Source organism: Candidatus Pantoea soli (assembly GCF_007833795.1).
GTDB lineage: Bacteria > Pseudomonadota > Gammaproteobacteria > Enterobacterales > Enterobacteriaceae > Pantoea > Pantoea soli.
The window spans coordinates 112,882-125,198 of sequence record NZ_CP032702.1; the positions used below are offsets into that span (position 1 = coordinate 112,882).

General features: G+C 59.1%; 9 protein-coding genes. 7 read left to right on the plus strand and 2 right to left on the minus strand.

Annotation, left to right across the window (positions count from 1 at the left end; translation table 11 throughout):
* The first annotated feature begins 108 nt into the window (after positions 1 to 108).
* From bcsE to D8B20_RS00515, 6 genes are all read left to right on the plus strand, one after another.
* Positions 109 to 1,653 (plus strand): cellulose biosynthesis protein BcsE, encoded by a 1,545-nt coding sequence (bcsE, locus tag D8B20_RS00490; RefSeq protein ID WP_145886138.1) that lies wholly within the window; start codon positions 109 to 111, stop codon positions 1,651 to 1,653.
* Positions 1,650 to 1,838 carry a cellulose biosynthesis protein BcsF gene (bcsF, locus tag D8B20_RS00495; protein WP_145886140.1) on the plus strand — a complete coding sequence of 63 codons (189 nt, stop codon included), beginning with the start codon at positions 1,650 to 1,652 and terminating at the stop codon, positions 1,836 to 1,838. The genes bcsE and bcsF overlap by 4 nt, the downstream gene beginning before the upstream one ends.
* Complete coding sequence (gene bcsG / locus D8B20_RS00500) at positions 1,831 to 3,468, plus strand: cellulose biosynthesis protein BcsG (RefSeq protein ID WP_145886142.1); 1,638 nt, start codon at positions 1,831 to 1,833, stop codon at positions 3,466 to 3,468. Before bcsF ends, bcsG begins: the two co-directional genes overlap by 8 nt.
* 210 nt (positions 3,469 to 3,678) lie before the next feature.
* A complete protein-coding gene (hmsP, locus tag D8B20_RS00505) occupies positions 3,679 to 5,691 on the plus strand; it encodes a biofilm formation regulator HmsP (protein ID WP_186454417.1) in 2,013 nt (670 codons plus the stop codon).
* A 231-nt stretch (positions 5,692 to 5,922) separates the two neighbouring features.
* Entirely contained in the window at positions 5,923 to 7,203 is a 1,281-nt protein-coding gene (locus D8B20_RS00510; RefSeq protein WP_145886145.1) for a dicarboxylate/amino acid:cation symporter, read from the plus strand.
* A gap of 245 nt (positions 7,204 to 7,448) precedes the next feature.
* Complete coding sequence (locus D8B20_RS00515) at positions 7,449 to 8,939, plus strand: M16 family metallopeptidase (protein WP_145886147.1); 1,491 nt, start codon at positions 7,449 to 7,451, stop codon at positions 8,937 to 8,939.
* 104 nt (positions 8,940 to 9,043) lie between these two features.
* Here the strand turns inward: D8B20_RS00515 and D8B20_RS00520 are convergent, their stop codons facing one another.
* Together D8B20_RS00520 and kdgK are read right to left on the minus strand one after the other, a co-directional pair.
* Positions 9,044 to 9,916, minus strand: a complete 873-nt coding sequence (locus D8B20_RS00520) for an alpha/beta hydrolase (RefSeq protein WP_145886149.1) — start codon at positions 9,914 to 9,916, stop codon at positions 9,044 to 9,046.
* Positions 9,917 to 10,308: 392 nt separating this feature from the next.
* On the minus strand, positions 10,309 to 11,247 hold the full coding sequence (kdgK, locus tag D8B20_RS00525; RefSeq protein ID WP_145886151.1) for a 2-dehydro-3-deoxygluconokinase: 939 nt from the start codon (positions 11,245 to 11,247) through the stop codon (positions 10,309 to 10,311).
* A gap of 283 nt (positions 11,248 to 11,530) precedes the next feature.
* Between kdgK and pdeH the strand changes: the two genes are divergently transcribed.
* A complete protein-coding gene (gene pdeH / locus D8B20_RS00530; protein ID WP_145886153.1) occupies positions 11,531 to 12,304 on the plus strand; it encodes a cyclic-guanylate-specific phosphodiesterase in 774 nt (257 codons plus the stop codon).
* Positions 12,305 to 12,317 lie beyond the last annotated feature (13 nt).

A 12,317-nucleotide genomic window follows, 5' to 3' on the forward strand; every position in this document is an offset into this window, starting at 1 on the left:
CATCGACATCGAAATGAGTTGTTCCGGCGAAGCTTTTTTTATTTCAGCAGTTCCAATCGTCGCCGTCTATATTAAACTAGCCTGGATTGTCCTGATCGCGAATCAAATATGAAAAATCGCTATGCCCTTGGCCTGCAACAGGTTCAGCAGGAATTAATTACTCTGCAATCGCCAGGGTTTTACTGGATTACCAGCCAGCGTCCTGAGGATGCGCGAACCCTGCTGCGTCAGGTCATCAGCCAGCAGGAGGCCGCCACGCTGATCAGCGCTGATGAGGCCCCGCGCGCGCTGCTTACGCCCGATCCGGCCGCTGGCCCGGCCCGCATTCCGCTCTTTTCCCTGCCGTCCGATAAAGCCAGCCTGCTGCAGCTGGAGAATGACCTTGCGCGCGTGCTGAATAAGCGCAATGGGCTGGTGCTGTTTTATACGCAGGCAGCCGTGTGGAGTAAATTCTCGCCACAGGAGATGACGCTGTGGATTAAAGGGCTGCGTCGTCTGCTGATCAAAAAACAAATGACGCTGCTTATTATGACCGCCGGTACGACAATAATTCATTTGCGCAATCATCTGCCGCGTTATTTTCGTCAGCTTGACGGCGTGGCACATTTAGATTTTCAGCAGGATAGCTGGCAATATCGAATTAACTGGTGGTATTCCGGGGATAATTTGCTGGCGGATCGCGCTATCCGTTTGAGTTGTATTGAAAATAACTTTATCGCGGAAAAAGAAAAGCAGCAGACTGCGCCACTCAGCCTGAATGATGAGCATCAGTTTCTTGCTCAGCAGGGCGTGCTGGAAGGCGCACCGCCGCTCTCCGCCCAGTGGGAATTGTTTAATGATAATGAAGCGGTGTTTACGCGAGCCCAGCAGGCCAGCGCCGCCACCGTCATCTTTAGTCTGGCCCACAATCAGGATATTCAGGCGCTGGCCAGGCTGGTCCACAGCCTGCGGCGATCGCGCGGCAATGCGCTGAAAATCGTGGTGCGTGAACTGCACACCAGCCTGCGTTACAGCGATGAACGCCTGCTGCTGGCCTGCGGCGTCAATGTCATTGTACCCGGCAGCGCCACGTTGTCGCGCTTCCTGACCACGCTGGAAGGCATTCAGGGGCAGCAGTTTACCCGCCATGTACCGGCCGATCTGACGGCGCTGATGCAGGCCCTGCAGCCTCTGCAGCAAAAGGGCTGGCTGGCGCTGGATCGCTTCTGCGCAGCGGTGCAGCAGCTGATGGCCAATACTTTGCTGCCGGAAAACGATAAAGGGCTGATGGTGGCGCTGCGTCCGGTGCCTCAGCTGAAACCGGAACAGGTACTTACGCTGTGCAAACCGCGCCGTTTTGGCGATTTGGTCACGCTGGTGGGCGATCGCCTCTATTTGTTCCTCTCTTCCTGTCGCTTTAACGATCTGGACATTGCGCTGAAGTCGATTTTTTCCCTGCCGCACGACGAGCTGTTCAGTAACCGGATGGTGTGGTTCGCGGACAACCAGATTCTGGCCGAAGTGGACAACGTGCGCCAGCTGACGCCGGCGGCGCAGCGGGATGTCACGGCGGCGCTTCCGATCAGCGACGCCACAGCCGCACCTGCCGCGCATGCCGACGTCGCGAAAACGCCGCAGCCTTTCAGTCTGGATATTGAAGGAGATCGCGTATGACCCTGATGGACTGGGTGCAAATCGCCATTCTGCTGCTGCTGATTCTGCTGTTTTTCAAATCGCTGTGGCTGCGCTGGTTGCCGCGCCGCAGCAACAGCCTGCTGATGCGTCTGCTGCCCACGCGCGCGCTGAAAGCCGAAGGGCTGTGGCATCGTCAATCGACCAAAACGGATAAACATGAATAACAATTCTGCAAGGCTGCCTGCAGCACACTGGCGCGGCCTGGGTGGCTGGAATGTCTATTTTCTGCTCAAATTTGGCCTGCTGTGGTACGGCTATCTCAATTTTCACGCTCTGAGCAATCTGGTCTTTCTGGCCTGGCTGCTGTTTCCACTCCCCTCTGCGCGTCTGCACCGCGTGCGGCAGTGGATCTCTCTGCCCGTGGGCTTTGCGCTGTTCTGGCACGATACCTGGCTGCCGGGGCTGAATTCACTGCTGAGTCAGGGCAGTCAGCTTGCTGGCTTCTCGGCGGCTTATCTGCTGGATCTGCTGGCGCGCTTTATTAACTGGGAAATGATCGGCGCCGCTTTTGTACTGCTGGTGCTCTACCTGTTTGTGGCGCAGTGGATTCGCGTTACCGTGCTGGTCTCGCTGGCGCTGATCTGGCTCAACGTGCTGACCCTTGCCGGTCCGTCGCTGAACCTGCTGCCGGGCAAAGCCGCCGCGCCAGCGGTGGTGCTGAACGATCAACCGGCACTGACGAAAACGCCGGAAGGGCTGGGTCAGTCTGCGCCGCCCACCAGCGCCAACCTGACGGCGTGGCTTAACCGTTTTTATGACAGCGAACGTCAGCGCGTCACGCACTTCCCCGATGCGCTGCCGGCGGATTCGCAGCCGTTTGATATTCTGGTGATCAACATCTGTTCGCTGTCGTGGTCAGATATTGACGTGGCGCAGCTGCGCGATCATCCGCTGTGGCGCCATTTTGATATCGTGCTCAACAACTACAACTCCGCGACCGGCTACAGCGGCCCGGCGGGCATCCGGCTGCTGCGCGCCAGCTGCGGCCAGACCTCCCACAGCGATCTGTATAAAACCACCGACCAGCGCTGCTACCTGTTTGATAATCTCGCCAGACTGGGCTTCAGGCAGCAGCTGATGATGGACCACACCGGCGTATTTGGTAACTACCTCAAAGAGCTGCGCGAGGATGGCAACATGCAGGCGCCGCTGATGTCGCAGACAGGTATCGCGCCGGAGCTGACGTCGTTCGATGGTTCGCCGGTGTTTAACGACGGCCAGCTGATGCAGCGCTGGCTCGACGAGCGCAGCAAAAGCAGCGATGCGCGCAGCGCCACGTTCTACAACCTGATCCCGCTGCATGACGGCACGCGCGAGCTGGGCAGCACTCGTACCGCTGACTGGCAGCCACGCGCCAAAGTGCTGTTTGATCAGCTGGATACTTTCCTGACCAATCTGGAGAAATCGGGGCGCCGCGTGATGGTGCTGGTCGTGCCGGAGCACGGGGCGGCGCTGCAGGGAGACAAAATGCAGATGTCCGGCCTGCGTGACATTCCCAGTCCGTCCATTACGCACGTACCGGTGGGCATTAAATTTGTCGGTATGAAAGCCCCGCATCAGGGACAGCCGCTGAATGTGGATACCCCGACCAGCCTGCTGGCGATCTCTGAGCTGGTGTCGCGCGTGGTGGATGGCCAGGTGTTTAACGCGCCAAACGTCAATATGTCGGTGCTGACGGATCATCTGCCGCAGACGCCGGTGGTTTCGGAAAACGACAACGCCGTCGTCATGATGTATCAGGGCAAACCCTGGATCCGCCTGAATGGCGGCGACTGGGTGGCTTATCCGCAGTAGCTTTAGCAGGCAGGCAGCCGGGGCTGCCTGCCGCCTCTTTGCGCACACGCTGCCGCACGGCCGGCAGCGTTAAAATTCCGAAACGTCGCACAAAGGCGTTCACTTCCGCGATTTTCCCCCTGATCCCGGCGCACATACCCGCTGACCTGGGATATACTTGCTGCGCATTTCAGGCACTACCATCGCTCACTGCAGCCAGGAGAATTTTTGTTGCGCGTCAGTCGCTCGCTCACGATAAAGCAGATGGCCACCGTTTCCGCCGTGGCGCTGATTACTATCTGTATCTTTATCGTTATCCAGTTATTCCACTTTGTGCAGCAGCGCAGAGTCGACTACGCCCAGCAAATGGAAAACGTGGCGCATACCGTGCGGCAGCCGCTCTCTGAAGCGGTGCTGAAAGCGGACATTCCGCAGGCGGAGCGCATTCTCAACACCCTGAAACCCGCCGGCATTTTATCGCGCGCCGATGTGGTACTGCCCAACGCCTTCCAGGCATTGCACGCGGATTTTGCGCCGGAAAAGCCGGTGCCGCGGCTGGTTGCCCGGCTGTTTGAGCTGCCGGTGCAAATCACGCTGCCGCTCTATTCCGTCGAGCGCGGCGGATTGCCGAAGCCGATTGCCTATCTGGTGCTGCAGGCGGACTCTTCACGGGTTTACCAGTTCCTGCTCAGCACGCTCTCCACCATGATCACCACCTATCTGCTGCTGGCCCTGATCCTTTCCGTGGCCATCAGCTGGTGTATTAACCGCCTGATTGTCCATCCGCTGCGCCATATCTCGCGTGAGCTGCAGGAGCTGCCACCACCGGCCATCCTCACCCATAAGCTGGCGCTGCCGCCTGACCACCGGGATGATGAAATCGGCATGCTGATCCGCAGTTACAATCGCAACCAGCAGGTGCTGGAATCGATTCACGATGAAATGAGCCGTCTGACCACGCACGTGGCCGTGACCGACCTGCCCAACCGTGCGCTGTTTCTGGCGCTGCTGGACCAGCACGTTCGCCATTATCAGGGACGCCAGCCGTGGGGGCTGATGGCCATTCGCATTGAGACCCTGCAGGAAGCCAACGGCGTACTGAGCGATGAACAGCGCGACACGCTGATGCTGACGCTGGTGGAAAAGATTCGCAGCACCATTGATGACCACACGCTGCTGGCGCAGACCGGACCAAGCGACTTCGCCCTGCTGATGAAGCGCGCGCACAACCCGTTCCGCGCGATGCGTCTGGCGCGCAACCTGATGCTGCGCATTAACCAGCCGGTGAACCTGCACCAGCTGCAGCTGCGGCCCAATGCCAGTATTGGCCTGGCGCTGCACGATGACGCCACGCTCTCCGCCGGCGAACAGCTGGACCGCGCCACCTCGGCGATGATGTCTGCACGCCATCACGGCAAGAACCAGATTCTGTTCTTTGATCCGGCGCTCACCGAGCGCGCGCAGAAACGGCTGACGCAGGAGCACGACATTTTGCAGGGGTTGCAGGAAGGGCAGTTCACGCTCTATCTGCAGCCGCAAATTAATATGGCAACCGGCGCGCTGACCGGCGCCGAAGCGCTGCTGCGCATGCGCATGCCGGATGGCAGTTATGGCCTGCCGGAAGAGTTTATTGCCAGCGCGGAGGAGATCGGCGTGATTTCCGCCATCGGCCGCTGGGTGTTTGAAGAGGCGTGCCGCATCATTGCCGGCTGGCAGCGGCGCGGCATTCATCTTCCGCTCAGCGTGAATATTTCCGCGATGCAGCTGCGCGATGCCAGCATGGTCAGCCATCTGCAGGGTCTGCTGGAGCGGCACCGCATCGCACCCGGCAGTTTTGTGCTGGAGATTACTGAAACCGCGCAGATGGGCGATGCGGAACAGGCGATGGCGCTGCTGCGTTCGCTGCAGCAAACCGGTGTGGCGGTGGCGCTGGACGATTTCGGCATGGGGTATTCCAACCTCAACTATCTGCACCAGTTCAAAGCGCTGCCGGTGAATAAGTTAAAAATGGATCGCAGTTTTGTTGCCGCACTGCCGGATGACGACACCATGGTGCGCATTGTCGCCGCGATCGCGGAAATCATTCACCTTGATGTGATTGCCGAAGGCGTCGAGACGGCCGAGCAGCGCGACTGGCTGCTGGCGCGCGGTATCACCCTCGGTCAGGGCTATCTCTACGCAGAAGCTCTGCCGCTCACGGTATTCAATCACCGCTGGCTGAACAGCTCATCACCCGCAGAATAATCACCTTATTTATTGATTTTCCTTACACAATTGCGCCCTGATGGGGTGCTGAAGCGTTTCAGTTCATAGTTAGAGTTTTGTAACTTTTGTAAGGAATGTAAGGGGATACTAATCCTGTTAACGGAGTGTTATTTTCCTCGCCATCGGTCAGGTCATACGCTTCCGGACGGCTTGCCGCATGCGTCTCCAATAACCATGGCGGTGAATGCCGTCAATACCTGGACACCTGTTATGAAACTGTTCAAAAGCCTCTACTTTCAGGTGCTGGTTGCCATCGGCATCGGCGTCCTGTTAGGCCACTACTACCCTGAGTTAGGCGCGCAGATGAAGCCGCTTGGCGATGGCTTTGTTAAGCTGATCAAGATGATCATCGCCCCCGTGATTTTCTGTACGGTGGTGACCGGTATTGCCGGCATGGAGAGCATGAAAGCAGTTGGACGGACCGGCGCAGTGGCGCTGCTCTATTTTGAAATTGTCAGTACCATTGCGCTGATCATCGGCCTGGTGGTGGTGAACGTGATCCAGCCCGGCGCCGGCATGAACGTTGACCCGGCAACGCTGGACGCCAAAGCGGTCGCCGTCTATGCCCAGCAGGCAGAGCAGCAGGGCGTGGTCGCCTTCCTGCTGGATGTGATCCCGAACAGCGTTATCGGTGCATTTGCCAGCGGTAACATCCTGCAGGTGCTGCTGTTCGCGATTCTGTTTGGCTTCGCCCTGCATCGCCTTGGCAACGCCGGCACGGTGATGTTCAACGTCATCGACAGCTTCTCAAAAGTGATCTTTGGCGTCATCAACATGATCATGCGCCTCGCGCCGATCGGAGCCTTTGGTGCCATGGCCTTTACCATCGGTAAATATGGCGTCGGTTCGCTGGTGCAGCTGGGCCAGCTGATTGTCTGCTTCTATATCACCTGCGTGCTGTTTGTGGTGATTGTGCTGGGCGCGATTGCACGCTGGGCAGGTTTCAATATCTTCCGCTTTATTGGCTACATCAAAGAAGAGCTGCTGATTGTGCTGGGCACCTCATCTTCGGAGTCTGCGCTGCCGCGTATGCTGGATAAGATGGAGAAGCTTGGCTGTAAAAAATCGGTGGTCGGCCTGGTGATTCCAACCGGTTATTCGTTCAACCTGGATGGCACCTCGATTTACCTGACGATGGCGGCGGTGTTTATTGCGCAGGCAACAAACGCCCATATGGATATCTTCCACCAGATCACGCTGCTGGTTGTGCTGCTGCTGTCGTCGAAAGGCGCGGCGGGCGTGACCGGAAGTGGCTTTATCGTGCTGGCGGCCACGCTGTCGGCGGTCGGGCATCTGCCGGTGGCAGGCCTGGCGCTGATTCTGGGGATCGACCGCTTTATGTCGGAAGCCCGTGCGCTGACCAATCTGGTGGGCAACGGTGTGGCGACAGTGGTGGTGGCGAAGTGGGTCGGCCAGCTGGATGAGCAGCAGATGAAATCGACGCTTTCTTCAGCGAAAAAGGTCACTAACGCTTCACATACCCGCGCGTAATCCGCTAATTTCGCTAATTTCCCGTGAAATGCCCGCTGTCGCTTGCCCTGACAGCGGGCATTTGCATAATAAACCCCATTGATTTTTTTCCTGATTTTTTTCCTCGTGGCGCGACATCCTGACCATCCTGTGGTCAAACACTCTGTCGTGAAATAAACGTGGCGGTCATTCGCCGCAGCGGCTACCTAAAAAGGGGCCGCCTATGCCGCGCTAACGAGCGTTTATCTGTTTGAGTAGGGGTTCACATGCAGGGCACCAGAATTCGGCTTTTAGCTGGCGGATTGATCCTTGCGGCATCCGGCTTCGGCGTGCACGCCGAAACACTTCAGCCCGATCCCGCCTGGCAGGAAGGTAAGCTGGACAACGGTTTCAGCTGGCAGTTACTGACCACGCCGCAGCGACCGAGCGATCGCATCGAGCTGCGTCTGATCGTCAACACCGGTTCGCTGGTGGAGAGCGCGCAGCAGACCGGCTTCAGCCACTTATTACCGCGTCTGGCGATGGTGCATAACACCGCGCTGGACACCAATCAGCAGCGCGCATTATGGCAACAGGCCATGGATCCGCAGCGCCCGCTGCCGCCGGCTATCTCGTCCTACGATTACACCCAATATAACCTGAGCCTGCCCAATAACCGGCCGGAGCTGCTGAAAGAAGCGCTGAGCTGGCTGGCCGCGACGGCGGGCAAAATGGCCATCAATGAGCAGGTGGTCTCAACGGCGATCGCGGCTTCCGATCCGATCGCCACCTGGCCGCCCAATACCCAGGATGTGTGGTGGCGCTACCGGCTGAAAGGTTCCACCATGCTGGCGCACGACCCGGGCGAGCAGCCGCGCGCGCCGGTGGATATTGCCCAGCTATACAGCTTTTATCAGCAGTGGTACACCCCGGATGCCATGACGCTGTATGTGGTCGGCAACGTGGACAGCCGCAGCATGGCGGAGCAAATCAACAAAGCGTTTTCACCGCTCACCGGCAAGCGCGTGTCACCGGCACCGCTGCCGACGCTGTCACCCCTGCCGCACCAGCCGGTAAACCTGGTCAACGGCGGCATGGCGCAGGACCGGCTGTCGCTGGTCTGGGATACGCCGTGGCAGCCTATTCGTGATTCGCAGAATCTGCAGCGCTACTGGCAGAGCGATCTGGCGCGGGAAGCGCTGTTCTGGCACGTGCAGCGCGCGCTGGCGGACAGCAAAGCGCAAAGCGTGCAGGTGGGGTTTGACTGCCGGGTGCTGTTTCAGCGCGCGCAGTGTTCCATCAACATGGACAGCCCGAACGCCTCGCTGGCGCAGAATATGAATCAGGTGGCGAAAGAGCTGGCCGCCGTACGCGATAAAGGGCTGCCGCAGGAGGAGTTTGACGCCCTGATGGCGCAAAAGCTGCTGGAGCTGAACAAGCTGTTTGCCACCTACGCGCGCACCGATACCGATATCCTGATGGGGCAGCGTCTGCGTTCGCAGCAGAATGCGGTTGTGGACATTGCACCGGAGCAGTATCAGAAACTGCGCCAGGCGTTTCTCAGCGGCCTGACGCGCGAGCAGCTGAATCAGGAACTGCGCCAGCAGCTGACGCAGGAACTGACCATGGTGCTGATTCAGCCGCAGGGTGAAGCCGAAACCAATGTGAAGATGCTGCAGGATAGCTGGGACAAAGTCATGACCCCGCTGAGTGCCGATGACGCCACCAAAACTGACGGCAGTACCGCACCGGCTGACGCCGCCTCGCCTGCCGGCTAAGCGGCGCGGTTTTTCGCATCGGGCACGGTGCTGCGCCGTGGCCGTTCGCGTCCGCCGTTGATGGCGGATCGCGATTGCGCCGGCCACAAGGGCCGGGCTCGGCCTCAGGTTTTGGCGCGCAGCCATTCGGTCACCAGCATTGGCCAGCTGGCGAGCGGTAAATCGGCCACGCCGCGGATGCCGAAGCCGTGGCCGCCTTTCTGATAAAAATGGATCTCTGCCGGTACTTTGTGTTCCCGCAGCGCACTGAAAAACACCATGCTGTGGTTAACCGAGACGGCTTCATCGTCAGCGGCATGGATAAGCAGCGTGGGCGGCGTCTGGCTGTGCACGCGGGTTTCCAGCGAATACGCCTCAATGGTTTTCTGATCCGGCCAGGCACCCAGCAGACGGGTGCGGGTGCTTTCATGCGCCAGACCGTCACGCATACTGATGACAGGATAGATCAGTACCATCGCATCGGGACGCGGCGAGAGGCTGTCGGCCTGATCCTGCACCGGATAGAGCTTTTCGCTGAAACGGGTGCCGAGGCTGGCCGCCACGTGACCGCCGGCAGAGAAACCCATCATCACGATGTACTTGCCATTCATACCGCGCTGCGCACGCTCCCGCAGCACGCGCAGCGCGCGCTGCGCATCTGCCAGCGGCGCGTCCGCGCCTTCATGATGACCATCATAGGGCAGGCGATAGGTCATCACCGCCAGCGTATAGCCCATGGAAGTAAAGAAGGTAGCGAGTGCGCTGCCTTCGCGGTCTATCAGTACGCGCTGATAACCGCCGCCCGGTGCAACCAGCAGCGTAATGCCGTTGGACGTTTCCGGATGCCAGATAGCCATTTCCGGGCAGCGTACGCCTGTTGCCGCCCGATCGTACGGCTCATACTCTTTCGCAAGATCGACAATTTGCGGCTGAGCGCGCGAATCACTCGCGCCTGGCGCATCACCGTGCGGCCAGATATTGATAATTTCTGTGTGCATAAACCTGTCCTGAGCGAGGCGAGTTGTCGTTATTGTGTTCGCGGCCGGCGTAACAGCATCCTGCTATTGTTGATTAAAAGATGGTCTTTTTCGCGGCGCGCGTCCAGCCGAATCCTGCGCTTTATGGCAGATTCGGACTATGCCTGGCAGCGACTCAGCGCTGCATAATCCATTGAATTTAAGCGATTTTGATTAGCGGGAGTGAAGTGGCGACGGCGGGTCGGCTGGCAGGCTGGCAGCTGCGCTGCCGTAACAAAAATTACCCGAGCATTCTAAAGCAATAAGCCAAATTTACCGGGCTGTTGTGTCAGTAATCATAATGCGTTTAGCGGGTCTGGCCAGAGCAGGTGCGCGCCACGCTGACGGGCTGTGAACGCGGCACCTGCCGTCTGTCAGGCCGTTGGCGGCATGGCTTCGCGCGGAATAATGGCGCCGCGGTGCTGAATCACCGTGCTGGCGAGCCGGTGCCCGTTTGCCGCAGCCTGGGCGGCCTCGCCCCCGGCTAAGCGCACTGCCAGATAGCCCGCGCTGAACGAGTCACCGGCGGCGGTGGTATCGACAATCTGCGTGCTGGCGAGCGGTACTGCGGCTATCTCCTGCAGCGGCGCGTCGTGGCAGGCAACCAGGCAGGGCGCTGCCCCGCGCTTGATAACAATCTCTGCTACCCCCGCGGCGCGCGTCCGGGCTATTGCGGCGTCAGCGGACTGAGCGCCCCACAGCATCTCCTCGTCATCCAGCGTCAGGAACGCCATGTCGGTGTGCTGCAGCACGGCCTGGTACGCCTGCTGCGCGCTGGCGCGGTCGGCCCACAGGCGGGGGCGGTAGTTATTGTCAAAAATCACCTTACCGCCGTTGCGGCGGCAGCGGGCAAGCAGCGTCATCAGCGTTTCCCGGCTGGCCGCGGGCAGAATCGCCAGGCTGATGCCGCTCAGGTAGAGGTAATCGTACTGCGCCAGCTGCTGACAGATTGCCTCAGCCTGCGGCGTATCCAGCCAGAAGCGTGCGGCGGCATCGCTGCGCCAGTACCAGAAGGTGCGCTCGCCGTGCGCATCGGTTTCGATGAAATACAGGCCGGGCATTTTATCCGCCAGGCGCTGAATCAGCTGCGTCTGCACCTGTTCCTGCTGCCAGGCGGCCAGCATCTGATCGCTGAAGCTGTCAGTGCCAAGAGCGGTGACATAATCCACGCGCAGCTGCCGGCTGTCAGACTGACGCGCCAGGTAGACGGCGGTGTTGAGCGTGTCGCCGCCAAAGCCACGTTTGATATGCTCGCCTTTTTCGGACAGTTCAATCATGCATTCGCCAATCACGGCGATTTTTTTCTGCGTCATGGTGTTCGGCCTGTAGTGGAAATCTGCCTCACAGTCTCGCGTCTGGTATGGCAGCCGTCAATATTTTTTAAAACGGCGTTTTAATTTAACTTAAGGCGGAAACCGGCCGTTTTAGCGTGATTTAGCGGCTAAAGCACGGTCTGTTTTGCCGATTAAGCTCCCGCTGCGCTGTTAGACTCAACCGCTTCTGTGACGGATCAGACCCTTACTGTTATCCAGGGGATAGCCGATATTTGCCGCTGTGAGGCTGCCCGCGGCACGCAACACCAATCAGGAAAAAACCATGGTGATGAAGAATTTGATTCATCGGCTGCCTTCTTCTCATGAGCTTGCGCGACATCAGGAAACCAGTCTCTTCTGGCAGCAGTGCCAGCGCTGCTACACGTTCCAGCCGATTTACCAGGTCTCCGGGCGCTTGCTGGCCATTGAACTGCTGACCGCTGTCACGCACCCCTTAGCGCCGGAAAAGCGCCTTTCGCCGGAAACCTATTTTGATGCGATGACCATAAAGCAGCGGCTGGCGATCGTGCAGGAGCAGCTGGAACTGCTGCTGCAGTGGTCGCCGTTTTTCCACCAGCATCAGCTGGTGGCTTCGGTGAACATTGACGGCCCTTCGCTCATCGCCATTCAGCAGCACGCGGCGATCCGTACGCTGATCGCGCAGCTGCCGTGGGTACGCTTTGAACTGACCGAGCACCACGCGCTGCCGCAGGAGGAGATGGTGGCGCAGATGCCAGAGCTGGGCCCGCTGTGGCTGGATGATTTCGGCTCCGGTATGGCTAACTTCTCCGCGCTGACCGAGCTGCGTTATGACTACATTAAACTTTCGCGCGAACTCTTTATGCTGCTGCGGGCTTCTGATGAAGGCCGCTCGCTGTTCTCTATGTTGCTGTCGCTGATCAATCGCTACTGCAATGGCGTGATTGTGGAGGGGGTGGAAACGGAAGAGGAGTGGCGCCAGGTACAGGCTTCGCCGGCCATGGCCGCGCAGGGCTATTTTTTCTCCCGTCCGCTGCCGTTCAGCCAGCTGGAAACGCTGGTGCTGTCGCTTCCCTGATCCCGTTCCCCTG

Coding starts and splice junctions, on each gene's coding strand:
- bcsF (WP_145886140.1), top strand. CDS start 1,650: ATGACCCTGATGGACTGGGTGCAAATCGCCATTCTGCTGCTGCTGATT.
- D8B20_RS00520 (WP_145886149.1), bottom strand. CDS start 9,916: ATGCACACAGAAATTATCAATATCTGGCCGCACGGTGATGCGCCAGGC.
- pdeH (WP_145886153.1), top strand. CDS start 11,531: ATGGTGATGAAGAATTTGATTCATCGGCTGCCTTCTTCTCATGAGCTT.
- bcsE (WP_145886138.1), top strand. CDS start 109: ATGAAAAATCGCTATGCCCTTGGCCTGCAACAGGTTCAGCAGGAATTA.
- bcsG (WP_145886142.1), top strand. CDS start 1,831: ATGAATAACAATTCTGCAAGGCTGCCTGCAGCACACTGGCGCGGCCTG.
- kdgK (WP_145886151.1), bottom strand. CDS start 11,247: ATGACGCAGAAAAAAATCGCCGTGATTGGCGAATGCATGATTGAACTG.
- D8B20_RS00510 (WP_145886145.1), top strand. CDS start 5,923: ATGAAACTGTTCAAAAGCCTCTACTTTCAGGTGCTGGTTGCCATCGGC.
- D8B20_RS00515 (WP_145886147.1), top strand. CDS start 7,449: ATGCAGGGCACCAGAATTCGGCTTTTAGCTGGCGGATTGATCCTTGCG.